Source organism: Amycolatopsis sp. SB7-3 (genome assembly GCF_041021335.1).
In the GTDB taxonomy this organism is placed as follows: domain Bacteria; phylum Actinomycetota; class Actinomycetes; order Mycobacteriales; family Pseudonocardiaceae; genus Amycolatopsis; species Amycolatopsis japonica.
The window spans coordinates 349,344-369,194 of the sequence record NZ_JBFPJQ010000003.1 but is presented as its reverse complement, the minus strand read 5'-3'; the positions used below and the strand labels follow the sequence as shown (position 1 = coordinate 369,194).

The 19,851-nt window shown below is 69.0% G+C and carries 13 protein-coding genes; 4 read left to right on the top strand and 9 right to left on the bottom strand.

The genetic code is table 11. The features are described 5' to 3' along the window. Positions 1-12: 12 nt before the first annotated feature. The 3 genes from AB8M46_RS26275 to AB8M46_RS26265 are packed head-to-tail and all read right to left on the bottom strand — an operon-like array spanning position 13 to position 5,391. On the bottom strand, positions 13-3,051 hold the full coding sequence (locus AB8M46_RS26275) for a hypothetical protein (protein ID WP_394361958.1): 3,039 nt from the start codon (positions 3,049-3,051) through the stop codon (positions 13-15). Next, positions 3,038-4,081 (bottom strand): hypothetical protein, encoded by a 1,044-nt coding sequence (locus AB8M46_RS26270; RefSeq protein WP_394361957.1) that lies wholly within the window; start codon positions 4,079-4,081, stop codon positions 3,038-3,040. Before AB8M46_RS26270 ends, AB8M46_RS26275 begins: the two co-directional genes overlap by 14 nt. Beyond that, positions 4,078-5,391 (bottom strand): hypothetical protein, encoded by a 1,314-nt coding sequence (locus tag AB8M46_RS26265; protein WP_394361956.1) that lies wholly within the window; start codon positions 5,389-5,391, stop codon positions 4,078-4,080. Before AB8M46_RS26265 ends, AB8M46_RS26270 begins: the two co-directional genes overlap by 4 nt. Before the next feature lie 116 nt (positions 5,392-5,507). On the opposite strand from AB8M46_RS26265, the gene AB8M46_RS26260 reads away from it, so the two are divergent. Next, complete coding sequence (locus AB8M46_RS26260; RefSeq protein WP_161791101.1) at positions 5,508-6,203, top strand: class I SAM-dependent methyltransferase; 696 nt, start codon at positions 5,508-5,510, stop codon at positions 6,201-6,203. 185 nt (positions 6,204-6,388) lie between these two features. Here the strand turns inward: AB8M46_RS26260 and AB8M46_RS26255 are convergent, their stop codons facing one another. From AB8M46_RS26255 to AB8M46_RS26245, 3 genes are all read right to left on the bottom strand, one after another. Continuing rightward, positions 6,389-7,612: a DUF222 domain-containing protein gene (locus tag AB8M46_RS26255; RefSeq protein WP_394362150.1), complete on the bottom strand. Its 1,224-nt coding sequence runs from the start codon at positions 7,610-7,612 to the stop codon at positions 6,389-6,391. Positions 7,613-7,809: 197 nt separating this feature from the next. Continuing rightward, on the bottom strand, positions 7,810-9,870 hold the full coding sequence (locus AB8M46_RS26250; RefSeq protein ID WP_394361955.1) for an ATP-binding protein: 2,061 nt from the start codon (positions 9,868-9,870) through the stop codon (positions 7,810-7,812). A gap of 80 nt (positions 9,871-9,950) precedes the next feature. After that, positions 9,951-10,763 carry a hypothetical protein gene (locus AB8M46_RS26245; RefSeq protein ID WP_394361954.1) on the bottom strand — a complete coding sequence of 271 codons (813 nt, stop codon included), beginning with the start codon at positions 10,761-10,763 and terminating at the stop codon, positions 9,951-9,953. A 582-nt stretch (positions 10,764-11,345) separates the two neighbouring features. Between AB8M46_RS26245 and AB8M46_RS26240 the strand changes: the two genes are divergently transcribed. Further along, positions 11,346-14,330 (top strand): family 16 glycoside hydrolase, encoded by a 2,985-nt coding sequence (locus tag AB8M46_RS26240; RefSeq protein ID WP_394361953.1) that lies wholly within the window; start codon positions 11,346-11,348, stop codon positions 14,328-14,330. Positions 14,331-14,396: 66 nt separating this feature from the next. Here AB8M46_RS26240 and AB8M46_RS26235 read toward each other — a convergent pair whose 3' ends face one another. Beyond that, positions 14,397-16,190 carry a carboxypeptidase regulatory-like domain-containing protein gene (locus AB8M46_RS26235; protein ID WP_394361952.1) on the bottom strand — a complete coding sequence of 598 codons (1,794 nt, stop codon included), beginning with the start codon at positions 16,188-16,190 and terminating at the stop codon, positions 14,397-14,399. Between the two features lie 75 nt (positions 16,191-16,265). After that, complete coding sequence (locus AB8M46_RS26230) at positions 16,266-17,012, bottom strand: EI24 domain-containing protein (RefSeq protein WP_394361951.1); 747 nt, start codon at positions 17,010-17,012, stop codon at positions 16,266-16,268. Between the two features lie 151 nt (positions 17,013-17,163). On the opposite strand from AB8M46_RS26230, the gene AB8M46_RS26225 reads away from it, so the two are divergent. Both AB8M46_RS26225 and AB8M46_RS26220 read left to right on the top strand, forming a co-directional pair. Beyond that, entirely contained in the window at positions 17,164-18,330 is a 1,167-nt protein-coding gene (locus AB8M46_RS26225) for an MFS transporter (RefSeq protein ID WP_394361950.1), read from the top strand. Continuing rightward, the gene (locus AB8M46_RS26220; protein ID WP_394361949.1) at positions 18,327-18,743 is read left to right on the top strand and encodes a Dabb family protein; all 417 of its coding nucleotides are present in this window, start codon (positions 18,327-18,329) and stop codon (positions 18,741-18,743) included. Before AB8M46_RS26225 ends, AB8M46_RS26220 begins: the two co-directional genes overlap by 4 nt. Positions 18,744-18,751: 8 nt before the next feature. Here the strand turns inward: AB8M46_RS26220 and AB8M46_RS26215 are convergent, their stop codons facing one another. Next, a complete protein-coding gene (locus AB8M46_RS26215) occupies positions 18,752-19,744 on the bottom strand; it encodes a hypothetical protein (protein ID WP_394361948.1) in 993 nt (330 codons plus the stop codon). Positions 19,745-19,851: the final 107 nt, after the last annotated feature.

Genomic DNA, 19,851 nt, shown 5'->3' with positions numbered 1-19,851 from the left:
CGGCCCCTCCCGCTACCGAACCCAGGTTTTCCCGTCGTCGGTCGCGTCGAGGCAGGTCAGCGGCGCCCAGAAGACCGGAGAGGTCGCGGGCTCGGGCCGCTCACGCCAGCGGGCGAGCCGGGATCGCTGCCAGGCGCACAGCTCGGTGACCGGATCCTCACCGGCGAGCGCCGTGTCGACGGCGATGACCAAATCGGACATCGGGTCCGCACCGGGCACGGCTGCCGACGTCGGCAGCGCCCAGACCGTGGCGGCGACCAGACCGGCTCCGGCCGCGATGGCGGCGAGCAGTACGCCGAACGGTTCGGCGAGGCCGAAATCGCTCGCGCTGGCACAGCCGACGAGCGCCACTCGCGCGGGCATGTCCATTTCGGACAGTGCGAGGTCGGCGGCGGTGAACGGCCGGTGCGCGCCGATCGGGGCGGCCGTACCCGGAAGATCGGCCGCACAGGACAGATGCAGGGCGGTCTGCGCGCCGTGCTCGTCGCGGACGCGGCTGACGTGCCCGACGAACACCAGCCGCGAACAAGGCCCCGCCACGAGTTCCGCGAGCAGGCGGCGGTCGGTGTCGGTGCGGCGCACCAGATCGAGCCCGCGTCCGGCGGCGGGAAGGACCGGCCCCTCGGCGAGCCGCTCGTCGAGATGGCGGATCAACGGTGAGGTCGCGTCCTGTTTGCCGAGCACGGAGCCCAGCTCGCCGAACGCGCTCTGGCCGGGGATGCGCGGGTCGAGCAGGTAGACCGGCGGGCCGTCGGCCGAGGACGGGCGACGCGGGATCGCGGACGGGGCGAGCAGCGAGACGTCGGCGACGTCGAGGACGCGCTCGTCGCCGTCGAAACAGAGGCCGAGCTCGTCGATTTCCAGCACGCGATCGGCCCGCCGGTCGGGCAGCGCCAGCAGTCCCCACGGGACACCGGCGAGGCTCGGCGACGGCTGGATCCGCAGGAGCGGGCGGTTTCCCCCGGCGGCGGCACGACGGAGTCGCTCGACCAGGTCGGCGGGCAGGAGGTTGAGCGCGAGCACGCGGGCCAGGCGTTGTTCCCCGGCGAAGCTCCCGAACGCGTCTTCGCCCAGCGAGCGCCGGACCGCGTCGGCCACGCTCTCGCCTTCGTGCGGTGTCGGGGACGCGGCGTCCAAGACCTGACGGGCGGTCCCGACCAGGGCGAAGTCGATCGGGTGCGTGTGGACGGTGTCGAGGTCCTCGGTGGTCCGCCAGGTGAGGAAGGTGTGTCCGGCATCGGCGAAGCGCAGGAGGAACGTCTCGCGCCCGGGCTTCGCGTCGGGCCAGGTCTCGACGGTGTCGGTGACCGGACGAGGCAGCCGGTACCGCTCGGCGGCGACGGCGAGCCATCGGTCCAGTTCCATGGGCGACGACGGCGACCAGCGCAGCGCGGGCGGCGGGGCGAGCCGCAGCGGAAGCGACGAAGTCACGGAACCCAGTGCCGCCAACGGAAGCCCCTCGGTGACCGGGCCGACTTCGAGACTGGGAAGCGCGCCGGTGAGGCCCAGTGTGGGCTCCTCCGTGCCCGTGTACGCGCCGACGGCACAGGTACGCTCGACGAGTTCCGCCGCGAGCCTCGGCTCCTCGAGCTGGGCCAGCAACGCGAGCGCCATCCCCATCGTCGGGGCCGCGATGTCCCGTGCCCACGCCGTGCGCGCCTCCGGCGAGACGAACTCGAACCGGTACTCCGCCGCCGCGAGCGTCAGCGGGAGCAGCAGATCCAGCACCGCGGGCAGGTCTTCTCCACGGGCGAACCCGATCGACGCCGCCACGAAATCCGTGTGCAGGAGATCCGCCCAGTCCCCCGCCGTCCGCGCCGATTCCCTCGCGCGGTTCGCGTGGTCCTCCGCCGTCGCCCAGTCGCCTTCCGCGGCCGCGCAGCGGGCCAGTGCCGTGTCCACGAGGCGCAGACCCGGACCGTCGCCGTTGGCCGTCCGGATCGCTCCCGCGTGTTCGAACTGCGCTCTGGCCTGCGAGACGTCGCCCGCGTGCAGCAGCAACATGCCCAGCGCGTGGCTCGCCTCCGCGACGTCGCCGGTCAGGCCCGCCGCCGCGAGTTCGTCGCGGGCGGTGACGATCGCGGTGACCGCGCCGGGGAAATCACCCGCGAGGGCGCGGGCCTCCGCCAGCCCTATGCCCATCTTGGCGGCCATCGGGCTCCCAGCGTGCTGAGCCGTCAGCCTCAGGAGGTCCGCCCGCGCGTCGGCGTCCTCACCACCCGCCTGGCGGATCCTGGCACGTTCGGCCCTGACCATGGCCTGCTGGTGCACGACCCGCTCGCGGACCTCGTCGTTCTCGGCGAGCGCGTCCAACGCCGCCAGGATCTCGTCGATCGCCGTCCGCGCGCCGGCGAAATCCCCGGCCGCGATCTGCACCCGCACGTCGAAGATCCTCAGTTCCAGCTCGTCGACCCCGTGGACGTCGAGCAGCTCGGGCGGATACTGGTCCGGTCCCGCCTCCTTGCGGAATGCCGCCCGGCGCCGCTGCCCGGCGATCAGCTCGCGCGCCTTGGCGACGTCACCTTCCTCGGTGGCCAGGGAGATGAGCACGCGCTCGGCGACCTCGCGGGAGCCTTCGATCATCCGTGCCTCGGCATACTGTCCGAAGTGGACGATGGCGACGGCGCTCACCTTGAAGACGTTGAGCACGGCTTCGGCGCATTGCCGCGCGTTGCGCAGATCGCCCGCCGAATAGCAGAGCGTGGCCAGATCGCTGACCGCGGCGAGTTCCAGATCCGTCCGGTCGAGCCGCTGCGCGATCTCCCGCATCCGGGCGTACTTCCGTTGCGCGTCCGCGACGTTCCGCGTGACAGCCAGTCGTTTGGCCTCGTCTTGGACCTCGGCCGCCTCCACCAGCAGCTTCCGGTACTGGCGTTCGGACAGCGAGCAGGCGGGGAGTTCGCCGTACGGGGCCGGATCGAGAGCGAAATACCGTGCGACGCAACGACAGTTGTACCCGTGCGAACTCGCGGGGCCCAGTTCGGGCGGAAGCGGGCGATCCGGCGGATTCCGGGGCGGCGGCATGCCGACGAGCACGTCAAAACTCCTCATCGGCGGAAGCGGCCGCCGCCCGTTCGGCCAGCGTCCTGAGCTCGGGTGGGCGGGCCCGCACGAGCGCGACCACCTCCGCCCGGTCTTCCGCCGTGGTCCCGGCGACACTCTCGTCCGCCATCCCGACGACGACGGCGATCTGTCCACCAGGGACACGCGCCGCCAGCCGCGCCGCGGCGTCGTCCAAGTCGGCCGTGCCGCTGAACCGCCCGGCGCCCAGCTCCAGCGGTACCTCCGCGAACGACTCGCCCTCGTGGCTCGCGAACGCGCTGATCGCCGCATCTGCGAACGCGCCCGCGACGACGACTTCGAGCCGGGTGGCGGCCGCGGCGGCGACGATCCGCCAGCTCACCGTGTCCTCGCCGGCGTCCAGGATCCCGGGTGGGACCCGCGCCCAGTCGACGCTCGCCCGTCCGCTCGCCAGTATGCCTTCGCCGGGCGCCACCGGATCGAGGCCCGCGGCCAGTGCGTACGCTTTTTGGCTCGGTGCCGGTGTTTCCACACGTACCGCGGCTTCGGCGCGCACGATGTCGTCCTGATCGTCGAACCAGGCGGCGAGGCGGGTGCACAGTCCTCGGACGTCGTCGGCGACCGACCCCGCGGCTGCCAGGAGGGCTCCGTCCGCGACCGCCGCGTCGAACAGCTCCGCCGGAGAGGCTTCGAAACCGTCGAGAAGCCCTTCGGCCAGGTCCTCGACGTCGGCCGTCGCGACCGCCGTTTCGAGGTCCAGCAACGCCGGGTCCAGCGACGGGACTCCGAGCGACGGGCCGGCGGGCCACCAGCGCCGGAGCCACAACAGCAGCGCGAGCCTGCCCAATTCCGGCCGGGCGGGAAGATCCGCGTGGCCCTGGGCGAGCGCGGCGAGGCTCGCTTCCGCGCCCACGAGCCGGGTCAGCCACGGTTCGGCGGCTCCGGCGTCGCTGAGCTCGATGCGCATCGTGGTCGTCCTGCCCGCGAGGAGATCGGCGAGGGCGAAACGGATGAGACCGCCGTCGGCCGCGACGACGGGCGTGTGCACCGGATGCGTCATGACACGGCCTCCAGATCCGGCAGGCGGGCCATGAGCGCTCGACGCACCTTCGTCCGCAGATCCAGTGACGTCGAGCGGACCACTCCGGTGACGAGGTCGCGGACGTCGGCGGCGTCGGCGGGCAGGTCGCCGCGGACGTCGAAGCCGTGCAGCCGGACCCACAGCCTGCCGAGGAAGTGCTTGGCGAACTCGCGAAGATCACGCAGGAGTTCGGCGTCGGGCCGCGGGGTGAGCGGGGTGGCCCCGGCCAGCGCGCGGCGGGCGTGCAGGACGTAACCCTCCCGCGCGACTTGCGCGTTGAGCCGCCGCGCGAACTCGGGCACCCCGGCGGGGGCCGCGCCGTCGAGCGGCCGCAGCGCGGGGGCGAGGACGACACCCAGCGCGAAGCACGCGGCCAGCGCGGGCAGGCCGAGCCCGAATCCGGCCGCGACCCGGGTGAGTTCGTCGTCGACGAGGTCCTCGACGGGAGGCCGCTCGTCCGGCGGAAGACGGCGCAGGGTGGCGCGCACGCGGCGTTCGACACTGCGTTCGAGGAGTTCGGCGCCGGTTTCGTCGCGCCGGTTCAAGGGCGGGACGGCGGTGCGATCTCCGCGTTGCAGGCCGAGATCCGGCGCGGGCAACCCGGAGATCTCTCGGATGATCTCACTGAGCTCGCGTGCCCCGCCCGGCTCCCTCAGCCCGAGCCCGAGAGCGTGCCCGGCGGCCGAATCGGCGAGGGTTCGCCAAGTGGCGTCGGAAAGGTCGTCGACGAACGTCCGGAGCGCGGCGATGTCTTGTGGCACAACGGTTTCAGCGGCCCAGCGGCGACGCAACTCCGCGGTCAGCCGCGTCTCGTGCCGCGGATCCGCGAGATACGCGGTGAGCCGATCCACGCCCGCCGCGCCAGCCTCACCATGGAGATCCCGCAACGCCCCCGCGGCCGTCACCGCCGCATCGGGCCCCGGCGAGCCGAAGCCTGTCGCCAGTTCATACGCCAGGGGGAAACAGACGTCTTGCACGTTGCCCGCCGTGATGCGCAGGGCGCGGCGCTGACGTTTGAGGTGGGTGAACCACGCGGCCGTCGCGCGCAGCCTGTCGGCGTCGGCCAGCAGGAGTTCCGTCAGCTCCGCCGCCGTCGCCGCGTCCAGCACGGGACGACCGAGCCGGGGACGCGCCGCCGTGCGGATCACCAGTGGGTCGATGATCTTCTTGATCGTGCGGGTCAGCGGGCCGCCGTCGGCGGAGGAGAGGACCTCGACGCCGTCGATCCGTTGCCACGCCTGTGCGAGAACGGCCGACCTCAGCCGGGGTTCGCCCGATGCCGTCGTCACTCGCCCTCCCCGCTCCGGCCACAACTCTATCCGAGGCCGGGCCTCACCCTGATGCCCGAAAGACCCCACCGAGCAGACGACGCGAACCGCCCTGCCCGTCCCTAGTCTGTCAGGTCGTGAATGACGCCGTTCCCGTCGATTACGAGAGTGATCCCGGACGCTTCGCGGCCAATGTGCTCTCGACCGCCTGGTTCTCCTCGTGCGGCGACGTCCATCCGGAGATCGCCGCCGGCTTCGCGACCGAAGGATGTTCACTGGTGCTGGACGTCGGAGGCGGCACCGGAGCGCTTTCCCGGCTGCTGGTACGCCGGAACGTGCCGACGGTGGTGGCCGACCTGGCGTCGCACGTGTCCCACGCGCCCGGATACTCCGTCCAGGCCGATGTGACCGGCCTTCCCTTCCGCGAAGCGACCTTCGACGGTGCGGCCGCGTTGTGGATGCTTCACCATGTGCCCGACCCGGTGGAAGCGCTCACCGAGGTGAGGCGGGTCCTCTCACCGGGTGGGCTGCTGGCCGTCTCGGCGTCGAGCCGGTGGAACGATCCCGAACTGGCGTGGGCGCTGCCTCGCTGGGGCCGGGCGTCGAGCTTCGACGCGGAAACCGCCGAACCTCTGCTGGGCAAGGTGTTCGAGGTCGAGTCGATCCGCGCCTGGGACGCCCGGTTGGTGACACTTCCCGATCGCGCCGCGGTCGCGCTGTTCCTCCGCGGCCGGGGTCTGCCCGAGCCGTCCGCGTGGCGGCTGGCCACCAAGACGGCGGTGCCTTTGTCGCTGACGAAACGGGGGCTGGTGGCGTGGGCGCGGAAACGCTAGCCGGTCGGCTGGGATTCGTGGAGGCTTGCCGCTACTTGGGCGCAAGCCGTCCGTTGCCGCTTTTCGGCAACGGGCCGGAACGCTGAAACCCAGCCCCCACACCGCCCGCCGCCACATTCCGACGACAGGCCAGAACCCTGAAACCCAGCCCCCACAACGCCCGTCGCCGCTTTTCGGCGACGGACTCAGAACGGTGGCGGCTCGTCGCTTCCCGGGCGGGGTTCGTGCAGCGGTGGTGGCGTGCTGTCGTACTGCTGCCCGGTGGGTGTGGTGATCGTCAGAGTGCCATCAGAGGCGAGCCGGTAGATCCAGCCGGGTTCGTCTTTCAATCGGTGGTCGCGGCGGCAGAGATCGATGAGGTCGGTGTCGGTGGTGTGCCCGCCGTGCTGCCACGGCACCGAATGATCGATGTCGCATGCCTGCGCTGGGCGATGGCAGCCGGGTCTTCGGCACTCCCGGTCCCGCACCCGCATGAACTCGGCCAAACCCGCGGTCGGCCGGTACCGGTCCCGGCGCAGATCCAGAACCTGCCCGGACAGCGGATCAGTGACGATCCGCCGCAACACACTGTTCCCACCCGTGGCGATCTCCCTGGCCAACGCGGCGGGGATCGTGCCATGCCCGGCCAGCTCCGCCGGATCATCATTCAGGCCCAGATAGGTGAACAAATCCATATAGAGAAACACCTCGCTGCGCTCACTCGCCCCACCCTGGCCACCGAGCAAAAGATCGAGCGCGACATCCGCCCGCAACTGGTCGAGAGTACGAGTCTCACCACCGGTTCGGAGAGCCCGCGCTTCACGATCGATCCGCTGATACGCCGCAGCGACCTTCTCCACCGGCCCATCCTCCACCTCGACCGAGGCGACCCCCGTCTCACCGTGCCGCATCGTGAGGCGGCGGCCTTCACGGTGCTGCTCGGTCCGTTTACCGGCACCCTCAGGGTCGATCGTGTTCGCCGCGTGATTGGCCGCTTTCCGCACCTGATCCGGGTTCTTGTCCCCGATCCGGTCCTCCAACACGGCGTCCACCGCACGAGCATCCTCATCCGACAGCCACGCGGTGGCCGTCGCGACCTTCATCGCGCTGAACCCGGCCAGCTTCCCCTCATCCATCAGGTTCAACGTGCGGGGCAGGCGGCTGGTCAGCGCGTCCGCGGCGGCGACCAGCGCACCCGCATGATTGTCCACAAGGGACAACTCAAGCGCGACCTCCTGCGCCACACTCCGCGCACCCTCACGATGACGATTCAACTGCGCCAACGCCCGAAACCGCACCGCCTCCAAACGCGCGATCCCCACCGACGCCGCCTGCGCCAACGCCACGCAATCCTTGTCATCCAAAGAATCCACCACGGAGTTCACCGCAGCCAACACCTCGGGATCGGTGAGACCTTCCAAGAGCGCCACAGGCGCGGAATGAGTATCCACCCCACAAACCTACGACCCACCACCGACAATTCCCGACCCCACGAACGACCAAAGCATTGCCGATTTTCGGCAACGCACACCGCACCACTGCATAACGTGAAAAGAATTCCGACAAGGGAGCAAGACGCGTGGCGCCGTCGCCGATTTTCGGCAACACACACCACACCATCAAATCCCTAACCCGCTTGAACCTCACGAAGCCGCGCGTACACCTCCGCAGCCCTCGGCGCACCGAGTTCGTTGAAGATGTTCAACGCGTCACCCCAGCAGGTCTTCGCCCACTCGGTTTCGCCTTTTCTCGCCCAGAGCTGACCCAAGTGGTCCAGCGCCGCCGCTTCACCATAGCGATCTCCCATGTCGCGACGTAGTTCCAAGGCCCGCTTCAGCTGCCCAGCGGATTCGCCGCTCCGGTCGATCTTCTGGAAGACGAGGGCCAGCCCCACCAGCGTTTCCGCTTCGCCGTAGCGATAGCCGATCCGATGCCGGATGTCCAAGGCCTGCCGTAGATTCTCGTAAGCCTGCTCGAATCGGCCCAGCCCATGGTTCGTGAGGCCGAGGAAATGCAGCGTCTGCGCCGCTCCCCATTCGTCACCGAGGAGCCGGAAGACCTCCAGCGCGTCTGTGTGGTGCCCGAGGGCTTCGGCGAACCGGCCCTGCTCGTGGTACGCGATCCCGAGACTGATCAGCGCCTGGCCCTGCCCCCAGGAATCGTCGATCCGCCGCCGGATCGCGAGCGCCGACTCCAAATACGCCAACGCCTCTTCGAACCGGCACAGATCCCGGTGCGCGATGCCCAGTCCGGCCAGCAGGGAAGCCTCGCTGAACTGGTCGGAGCATCGTCTCGCAGCCTCGACGCCCGCTTTGTAGGTGGCGATCCAGTCGGCCCACGGTTTCCGCAAGGTGAAGAACGCCCACAGCGCGAGCGGCAGCCTGCACGCGATCGAGCACCAGTCAGCGGCCAGCGCGGCGTGCACCGACGCGACCAGATTGGCCTGCTCGGCCTCGCACCAGGCGAGTGCTTCCCCGTAGGTGCCGAATTCGAGCTTGCCGGAGACGTCCGGGGAGACTTCGAGAGCGACACGTCTTCGCATGGGTGTGAGCACCCGGTCCGCCGAATCGGCGCAGGCGAGATACCACTCGAGCAAGCGCCGAGGCGATTCCTCTCGTTCTTCGGCGGACTCCTCCGCGTCGACACGTTCCTTCGCGTACACGCGCAGCAGGTCGTGGAAACGAAATCTGTCTCGGTCGACCTCGCTCAGCAGGCATCCCGCGGTGAGCTTGTCGAGCCTGCGCCGGACATCGGCCGCGGGCGGGCCGACGAGCACGGACGCGGTGGCCACGCTGACGGACGGTCCGGGATGGAGGCCGAGCATCCGGAAGACGCGGGCCGTGGCGGGATCCAAGGCTTGGTACGACCACGAGAACACCGGCCGCAGGGCGGACATTTCGTCGTCACCCGTTTCGAACGCGTCGAGTCTTCGTGCCTCCGACCGGAGTTCTCCGAGAAGGTCAGCCAGCCTCAGATACGGATGCGCCGCCACTCGCTCGCCGGCGATCCTCACCGCCAGTGGCAGATGTCCGCACAGATCCGCGAGCTCTCTGATCGCGCCGGGTTCGCCGTCCGCCCGGCGCGCTCCGATCGCCGTCCGGAGCAGGGTCTCCGATTCGGCGGGCATCAGCATGTCCAAGGTGATCCGGCGGGCACCGTTGGTCACGACGAGGCCCGACAGGCTACTGCGGCTCGTCACCAGCACGAAACAGCCGGGTGTGCTGGGCAGCAGCGGGCGTACCGCGTCCGGTGAGGTGACGTTGTCCAGAACGATGACGAATCGGCGATCGTTCAGCAACGAGCGGAAGAGCGCCGACTTCGCCTCCAGGCTTCGCGGGATCTTCTTCCCGGGAACTTCGAGCGCGCGCAGGAAACCGGCGAGAACTTCGGGTGGCGTACTGGCCGGACCCGGCGCGTAGCCGTGAAGGTCGCAGTAGAGATCGCCGTCGGGAAAACGCTCGCGCTGCGCGGACGCCCATTGCACGGCCAAGGCGGTCTTCCCCACCCCCGGCGCGCCCGCGATGATCGCGATCGCGTTGGAGCGGCCGTCCCCTCGGTCCGCGATCGCGCTGATCTTCGCCAATTCCGTTTCCCGACCGACGAACGTCGCGGTCACCGACGGGAGCTGATGCGGGGTCAGCGGAGAAGCTTCACCGCGCCCGGGGGACTCGTCGTACCAACGATCCATACCGGGAAATCGCGCCGGGATAGACCATTGTCGCGAGTTCCCGCGGTTCCCACCTGAATGGCGCAGACCAGCGACGCCGGTCACCCCCGGGATCTTCCCCTGTTCTTGAAAAGCCGCGCCAGCGGTCGCTTCAGATCGTCGGGTTCGCCCTGCCAGGTGATCACCGCGGGAGGCCGAGGGCCACCGAGATTCCGCAAGGCCCTTGTGTCGACCTCGCGAGCGACGATGAGAACGTCCGCGCCCTCCTCGACGGCCGACATCCTGGACCGCATGTAAGAGGTGACCTGATCGTCGAGGGTCGTACGGATGGAGACGTACACGGAGACGCTTCCCTTCGCGACGCGAGCGTTCCACCATTCGTCGCCGATCCCGTTCTCTTTCGTCTCGGCACCGATCATGGCGGCGACGTCTTTCACCACCGCCATGATCTCCGCAGTGAAGAGTGCGTGGTCGGCGAGGATCACCGCCTCCGTGACCCCCTCGACGTCCGCGGAGCCCTTCACGGTCGCGATCGCTTCCTGCGCAAGACGCGAGATTTCCGACGGCGCGGTCGTCAACGCCTGCGCCTCCGCGACCCTCACCCCGGCCAGGAACTCGAGCTTCAGGCTCTTGCCCCAGGAGACCCGCTTGGGCACCAGACCCACGACGCCCAGCAAGAACGCCACTCCCGCCAGGACCACGAGAGCGACCACGGCCGCACCGTCATGACCGAGATAGACACCCGCTTGCGCCAGGCCGATAACCGCGAGGCCGAATGTCACGCAGGCGAACCGCTGGCCGAAGGAAAGCCCGACGGGACGGATGCCATCGTCTCGTCGCTCGCGTCTGGGCATTTCCACCACCTCACCTGTGAGCGCTCTCAAGCGAGCGGGTTCTTTCCACCATTCGGGCACCCGAGCTTCCGCACCTTCGCCCGCCATGCCCGCAGGTACGCCTCTCGCCCGTAGCCACAGGTCGCCTGCAGGTACATGATCTGTGGCCGGGACAGGCGTGCTCCCTTGGGAACCGGGACCGTGATACCGCCTCTACGAAGCCACCGGGCATCTGACGTCGAGCCGATGCAGCTGAATCCCAAGGTCCGCAGGGTCCGCGCATGCGCCCTGCCGCCTCCGTCGCAATTCCACTTCTTTCCTTTTTTCGCCATCTCCACAACCATCCTGGATATCGGGTTCAAGGACCTCCGTCGTCGCCCATGGCGTAAAGGTCGGGTCCGACGGCGACACCGTTAAGCAGCATCGACGAAAGCTCCGGAATGGAAGCCGGATCGTGATCGTCTGGGGACTCACGATTCACGCGAGTTCCCGGACTTCCACGATCCCCGAGGTCACCGCCGGACGGCAGGGCAAAGACCCCGAACGCGGCCGTTCGGTCTAACTTTCGTCCGTTCTGTACAGACTTTCGTTGACTTCGATCGAAAGTCCTCTTAGGTTCAGCGGCGTCACAGAGGTGCTCCGCCGCCGACCCGAGGAGCAACGATGCTTCCGTTTGTCCGCAAGCGCTTCAACCGGTCCATCGTCGCCTCGTTGGCGCTGGTCACGGCATTGACCGGGCTGACGACAGTCCCGGCCGAAGCGGCCATCCCACCCCAGCAACCCGGTGTCACGCTCCGCACGTACGACCTCCAGCGTGAGCTCACCAAGCTCTGCGCGATCAAATCCGGCCAGACCCCCAACGTCGACAAGTTGATGCCGACGATCGACTGGACCACCACCGCCGACTTCGGTCTGGACGAGCGGTTCGTCTCCGAGGTCATCGGGAACATCAACATCGCCACCGCGGGCCAGTACGAATTCCGGCTCACCAGCGACGACGGCTCCAGGCTCCGGATCGACGGCCAGACGGTGATCAACCACGACGGCCTGCACGGGGCGACCCCGGCGACCGGCACGGTGCAGTTGAGCACCGGGTATCACGCGTTGCGGATCGACCATTTCGACAACACCAACGATCAGCAGGTCACCCTCGAATGGCGGCCGCCGGGCGCGGCGGATTTCGCGCTCGTGCCGAATTCGGTGCTCAGCACCGACGCCGACGTCGTGCGGGTGACCTCGCCCGGGCGCAAGGAATGCGAAGGCGCCACGGACTCCCCCGGTGACGGCCTGCCGCTCAACGGCGTCCACCCCGGCTTCACGCTGACGAACCTGCGTCCCGAGGGATTCCAGCCGCAGGTCACCGGCATGGACTGGCTCCCGGACGGACGGCTCGCGATCGCCACGTGGGGCGGCTCCGACAAGGTCCTCGGCGAGGTCCACCTGCTGAGCAACGTCAGCGGGAACACCGACCCGAGCAAGGTCCGCACGCAGCGCGTCGCCAGCGGGCTCAAGGAACCGATGGGCGTCAAGTACGTCGACGGCAAGCTGTACGTCTCGGAGAAGACGCGGCTCGTCGAACTGAACGACACCAACGGCGACGGCGTGACCGACGACTACCGCACGGTCGCCACCTGGCCGTTCGGCGGCAACTTCCACGAGTTCGCGTTCGGCCTGCTGTACAAGGACGGCTACTTCTACGCCAACCTTTCCGTCTCCATCAACTACGGCGGCGCCACCACCGACCCGCAGCCCGCGAAGAACCGCGGCACGACGATCAAGGTGAACAAGGCCACCGGCCAGGTCTCCTACATCGCAGGCGGGCTGCGTACACCGCACGGCATCGGCTGGGGACCGGAAGGCGACGTCTTCGTCACCGACAACCAGGGCGGCTGGCTTCCCGCGAACAAGCTCGTGCGGATCAAGCAGGACCGCTTCTTCAACCACTACACCAATCCCGCGGGCCCGTTCGACGAGAAGCCGGTGACCGCGCCCGTGTTGTGGTTGCCGCACAACGAGATCGCGAACTCGCCGAGCAACATGGTCATGCTGCCGACGGGCCCGTTCGCCGGGCAGATGGTGTACGGCGACGTGACCTACGGCGGGCTGCAGCGAGCTTTCCTGGAGAAGGTCAACGGTGAGTACCAGGGTGCGGTCTTCCGCATGACCCAGGGCCTCGAGTCGGGTGTCAGCCGGATCAGCCTCGGCCCCGACGGCGCGATCTACACCGGCGGGATCGACGGCGGCGGGAACTGGGGCCAGCCCGGCAAACTCGCCTACGGCCTCCAGAAGGTGACGCCCAACGGCACGAACGCCTTCGACATCCGGGCGATGCGGGCCGTCGCGGGCGGATTCGAACTGGAGTACACCCAGCCGCTGTCGGCCGGGACCGCGCAGAACCTCGCGGCGAAGTACCAGGCACAGCAGTGGCGCTACCAGCCCACACCGGCCTACGGCGGGCCGAAGATCGACGAGCAGACGTTGTCCGTCACGTCCGCGAGCCTGTCGGCCGACCGCAAGAAGGTCACGCTGCAGGTCGCAGGGCTGAAGGCCGGACATGTGGTGCACCTGCGCTCGCCGCGTCCGTTCGCGTCGGAGTCCGGTGCGGCGCTGTGGAGCACGGAAGCCTGGTACACGCTCAACTCCCTGGTCGGCGGTCCGCCGGCGAGCACGACCTACGAGGCGGAGCGGGCCGCGCTGAGCGGTGGCGCGGCGACGAACACGAACCATGCGGGCTACACGGGCACCGGTTTCGTCGACGGCTACTGGAACCAGGGCGCCGCGACGACGTTCACCGTGAACGCGCCGAAATCCGGTGCCTACAACGCGGCCTTGCGCTACTCGAACGGCCCGGATCCCGCGCCGGGGACCAAATCGGTGACCGTCTACGTCAACGGGACCAAGGTGAAACAGGTCCGGCTCGCGAGCACCGGCAACTGGGACACCTGGAACACCCAGCCCGAGACGCTCGACCTCAAAGCCGGAGCGAACACGATCTCCTATCGCTACGACACGGGCGACGCGGGCAACGTCAACCTCGACAGTCTCACCCTGACCGAGTCCCGGCGCATCACGTTGTTCAAGGGCACCGATCTGAACGCGTGGGAGAAACGCGCGGGCGGCGCGGCGACCTGGCCGGTGTCCGGCGGCGCGATGGAGTCGAACGGCGGGGACATCCGCACGAAGCAGCAGTTCGGCGACTTCCGGCTGCACGTCGAATGGAACGAGCCGAACTACCCGCCGGAGGTCACCGGACAGCAAAGGGGCAACAGCGGCGTCTATCTCCAGGAACGCTACGAACTGCAGGTGCTCGAATCCTTCGTGGACACCACGCTCGCCAACAACGAGGCGGGCGCGATCTACTCGAAGAAGGCGCCTGACCGGAACATGGCGACGGCGCCGGGCACCTGGCAGACCTACGACGTCACCTTCCGTGCCGCCCGGTTCGACGGTGCCGGGAACAAGACCGACAACGCCCGTGTGACCGTGGTGTGGAACGGCGTCGTGGTCCACAACGACGTGGCGATCGACGGCGGTACGGGCGACAGCATCCCGGAAAGCGCAGCACCGGGCGCGATCCGCTTGCAGGACCACGGGGATCCTGGTGAGAACCCGCGGTTCCGCAACATCTGGATCGAGCCCATCGGCTAGCACGCATTGCGCGTGAAGGCCTCCTTCCCTCGGCTGAGCCGAGGGAAGGAGGCCTTCACGCGCTTGTCAGCGGCGGCAGGGGCGGAGGTCCACTCCTCCCGTCGTCTGCCCGGCGGTGACCGGAATCGGCGTGGCGGAAGCGAAATCGGCCGCGTCGCGGTACCAGCAGTCGGCATCGATGTAATGCTTGATCTTGACGTTCTGCGTGGTGAGACCGTTGACCGTGTACTGCCCGTTCGAATCCGAATTGGTCGCGTCCAGGATGTCGCCGGTGCGCGCGCTGTAGGCGTAGACGTAGCCGAAGGTCGGCTTGCCGTCCTTGTCGAGGATCCGTCCGCTGACCGCGCCGTTCGGCACCAGCGCGGCGTTCTCGGTCACGGTCGCGCCGGGCCGCACCCACACCGGACGGGCGGCGAACCGGTCCGCGCCGCCTCCTGACCACTGCCACGCGTAGTCGCCCCGCGAGGACGCGAATTCGAGCGGCCACTTGTACGGCCCGAGGCCCTTGATCGTGTAGACCCCGCCGTCGCGGCTGCAGTTCACGTCGAAGCGGAAGCCGATCCGGGGATCGACCGCGTACGGGTACACGCAGACGCCGTTCACCGGCGCCCCCGTGGCGCGATCGGTGACCTTGCCGGTGATCGTGCCGGCGGGATCCATCTTGATGTCCGCGGTCGGGACGGCCTTGCCGAGTTCGGCGGTGACCGTGCGGGCCTGCCCGATGTCGCCGGTGCCGCCGTCCGGCCCGGCCCACTGGATGCCGTAGCGCTCGTCGAGCGGCTTGACCAGCAGCTTGTACGCGCCGGGTTCGATCGGCCCGATCACCAGTTTTCCGTTCGCGTCACTGCAGTAGTACTGATAGTCGGCGTCGAGGACACCGACGATCGGAAGGGCGTAGGTGTCGACGCAGATCCGCTCCAGCGGCGCCTTGGTCTTCGCGTCCCGCACGGTGGCCACCACCGACGCGGCGGGTTTCATCGACGCCCGGAAGTCGGTGGTCTGCCCGGGAGCCAGATCGACATGCTGCCAGTTGACCGGGTAATGCGTACCGTCCGGACCCCATACGCTCAGCGTGTAGTAGCCGAACGGCGGCATGTCCTCGTACAGCATGACTCCGTCGGCGCCCGCGCACTTCCGCAGCTCCGGCGGATGCCCTTGCTCGACCTGCGAGCACGCACCCGCGACGGGCGCTCCGGTCTTCTCGTCCGTCGCGACCACCCGGAGCTTTCCGTACGGCGCCATGGCCTCGTCGACGACAGCGACCTGACCCTCCTCGACCGCGAAGGTGTCCGCGCCCGGGAAGCTCGACTTCTGCCGGATCCATTGCGTGCGATCGCCGTAGGTGACCGCCATCGTGTAGGTGTCCGCCTTGACACCGCTGAACGAATACGTGCCGTCCGCCGCGGTGAGGACCGTCGACCACCACCGCTGGTTCTGATCGGTGAGGCTCACCGAGGCACCCGCGGCGGGCTTTCCCTCGGCGGTGATCTGCCCGCGGACCGTGGCCGTGCCCTGCCGCAACGAGAAGTCCAGACCGTGCGGCAGGTCCAGCACCTCGGCGGCGAGCGCGCTTCCCCTGTTGTACGCCCAAAGCTCGGCGTACCCGGCGGCGGTCGCGCGGGCCTTGTACTTGCCGGGTGCGACACCCGCGATCTCGTAGCGGCCGTCCGCGCCCGCGCACCCCGAACCCGTTTCCTTCAGGTCGAGATCGAACAGCGTCACACACGCCCCGGCCACCGGCTCACCGGAGTCGGCGGCCTTGACCACCCCGGCCACGATCCCTTCGTCGGCCATCGCCGGACCGGTCGTCAGCAGCGCGACGATCGGGATGGCGGCGGCCAGGAACAACGCTCTCTTCATCGGAAGCTCCCCTCAGTGTCGCGCCAACGATGGCGCCGGGGAGCCGCCCGTGTCTGCGTCATCTGACACAGACACCTAGGCCATGTCGTCCGCCAGGACTTCGCGCGCGACAAGCACGCCACCGACGAAACCGACCGGCATCACGATCAGCGCGGCGAACGGGATCAGGCACAGCAGTGACACGGGAAGCCCCAGCCCGAGGGCGAGCGCGCGGTGCCGTCGCAGCACCAGCCGGCGCTGCTTCAGGCCCATTCCGCGCCGGTAGAACGGCACGGCGATCAGTTCCAGCGCCAGGAACCACGCCGTCACCAGGGCCAGCAGGGCCGGCACCACGGTCTGCCCCACCACGGGGATGAAGCCCGCGATCAGCAGCGGGATCGTGAACAGGAGCGAACGCAGCACCAGGGCAAGGCCGTCCTTCAGGCCCATCACCAGCAACCGCCACCCCGACAGGTCCACCGCGCCGGGCACGCCGCCGAGATCGTCCTCGACCTTCTCGGCGATGTGCTCGTAGAACGGCCCGCCGACGGCGAGGGTGATCGCCGTGAAGCCGATCATGGCGATCGCCAGCACCGCGCCGAACACCGCGACGCCGACCGCCACCCGGATCGTCGTCCGCCAGCCCGGCGACCAGTCGTCGGCGAACGGCGTGATCAGCAGCGAGAGATCGTCGATCCAGAACGCCAGCGCGACGATCCCGCCGATCAGCAGCACCGTGGTCAGCAACGCGGGCAGCGCGCCGATCAGCAGCAGTCTCGGCGACCGCGCCAGGATGCCGAGGCCTCGCCCGAACATCCGGATACCCCTGAAAAAGTCCCGCACCGGACATTTCTACCAGTGCGGGCGCCGGCCGGGGTCGAGCAGGTTCTCCCGCGCGTACTGGGCCTTCGCGTCGCCGAAGCGCTCACGCCAGGACGGACATAGGCGATTTTCACCGACGCGAACGCCGGTGTCCCGCTGCGAAATTGGTGGCGTGACGGACACCTTGGCACCGACGGGGCGGGCTCGCGGCACCGTGCTGGCCGCCGCGCCCCTGACCATCATGGCCGCGGCGATCATCGCGCCCAGCCTGCCCGCGATGCGGGAGGACTTCGCGGATACGCCCGGTTCGGGTCTTCTCGTCCGGTTGGCACTGACCGTGACCTCGCTCGCGATCGCGATCAGCGCGCCCCTCTCCGGGATCGTCGCGGACCGCGTCGGACGCCGCCCGCTGCTCTTGACGGGTCTGGGGCTCTACGCGGTTTCCGGGACGGCCGGGTTCTTCGTGGACGACCTCTACCTGCTGCTGATCACCCGGGCGGCGCTCGGACTGGCCGTCGGCGGGATCATGACCGCGGTCAGCACCCTGATCACCGACTGGTTCACCGGCGGACGCCGTGCCTCCTTCCTCGGTCTGCAGCAGGCTTTCGCGAGCCTGGGCGGCGTCGTCTTCCTGCCGCTGGCCGGACTACTCGCCACCGTGAGCTGGCATGCCCCGTTCTGGATCTACTCGGTCTCGGCGATCGTGGCGGTCTTCGCGATCGTGTCGCTGCGCGAACCGGAACGGAACAGCCCCGCGGTCGGCGAAGGCGGCCGGCTGCCCGCCCGCGTCGTCGGGGCCTACGTCCTGGCGTTCGTGGTGACCCTGGCCTTCTACATGGCGCCGACCCAGTTGCCGTTCCTGTTGGAGGGTTTCGGTAGCGGGCCCGTCGTCGTCGGTGCCGTGGTCGCCGGGAGCACCTTGACCGGCGTCGTCGGCGCGCTGGCCTTCCCGCGGCTGCGCCGTCGCCTGGGCCCCACCGCGATCACCACCGTCAGTGTCGCGCTCATGGGCGCGGGCTGGCTGGTGATCGGGACCGCGGGAACCGTCGCGCAGGTCGTGACGGGACTGCTCGCGGGCGGTCTCGGCGTCGGTTTCGTCGTCCCGAACCTCAACCTGCTCCTGGCCGAGTCCGCCGATCCCGCGCGGCGCGGCCGGGTGCTCAGCGGCCTGGTCACCGGGATCTTCCTCGGCCAGTTCCTGTCCCCGCTCGTCGTCCAACCCCTCGTCCAAGGCATCGGCATCGCCGAGGCGTTCACCTGGACCGGCATCGCTTTGGGTGCCGGAGCGGCACTCGCCGCCCTTCTCTCGAACCGGAACAACGGAAAGGAAACACGATGATCTACCACGGCAACCGTTTCACCCTGCGGCCCGACGCCTCGCCGGAGCAGGTCGAAGAGGCCTTGGAGAGCCTCCGGAACCAGGGCCGGGTCATCCCGGCGGTGAAATCCTTCGTCGTCGGCCGCGATTTCGGCGGCGACTACGAATGGGGCGCCGTCTTCGCGATCGAAGACCTCGACGGGTACTGGGAGTACCTCATGCACCCGGCGCACCGGAACACCGACCGGGTCGGGCTCCCGCTGGTCGACCGGTTCGCGTCCTTCGACGTCACCGACGACCCGGATCCGGAGATGGGCGCGAAGATCGCCGAACTGCACCAGCGCCGTTACGACAACGACGCCGACCTGACCGAGCTGATCTCCGGCCTCGGCGAGTACTCCGGCAGTGCCGCGCCGGGAAAACACGGAGCCTGACCACGGCTTCAGCCACCGTCCGCGAGTGAGCCGCTGCCATCTGGGCCGGTCACGATCACCCGGCTGCTCACCGCGGTGCCGAACGGGATGATCGTGACCTGCCACGTCTTCGGCTCCCCGACGTGGATGGTCGCCTTCGCCCGCTGCACCAGGGCAGGGACCCGGTCGACCGCCAACTCACGGAGGTCGAACCGCGGCACCTGGGCGTCCGTCGGGGCGAAGACCACGGTCAGCCGCCGGTCCTCGACGACCGCGGTGATCACCCGGGAAACATCCGTCGCCAGTGCCAGCGAGTCGATCGCCCGGCGCAGTTCCCCTTCGCCCAGCAGGGATCTGTCGACGTTCACGGTCGCCGATCCCGAGGACGACGTGGTCGTCGACTGGGTTTCCTCCGCCCGGACGGGCGCTTCGGGCGCGAACAGTTCCGCACGGAACAGGTACAGCACGAGCGCCGCCCCGAGGGTGAATCCGAGGACCGCGAGCGCGCCGAACGCGCAACCCTCCGCCGGTTCCCGCACCAGGCTGGACTCCGGGGCGGATTCGATCACCGCCTCGGCCACACGGCGCTCCCACTCCGGTGACAGCCGCTCGACGACCTCCGCTTTCCACGGCCGGTCCGGCGGATACCGCACGACGAGGACATCGCCCGCGTGGTAGTCCGGGAGGTCGACCAGGTTGATGCCGTGGGTGATCTTCAACCGGTAGGTCGCCGCCCCCTCGGGGGCGACGGTGAGGTCGAAGTAGACCGGGATGTCGCCCGTTTCGGTGCCGCCCGCGCGGAGGCTCTCGATCTTGGCGAGCGCGATCACCGGCGCGATCCTCGCCTCACGAGCACGTCGTGGCGCTCCGGCGAGGTAGAGCAGGATTCCGTAGGCGATGGGGAGTCCGACGCCCGTGATCATCAGTGGCACGTACTCGATGACGATCCCCACGACGAACGCGCACAGGGTCGTCCCGGTGATGATCCCGGTCAGGAATCCGCGGGCGAGGGCGAGCGGCATGGGCGTGGCTCCAGACTTCCGGGGCGGGTGCGGTCAGTCTTCGCCGTGCCGTGCGCTACCGAACCCAGGTTTCAGCTTCCTAATCTCATTAGGCAAATCCCGAATGG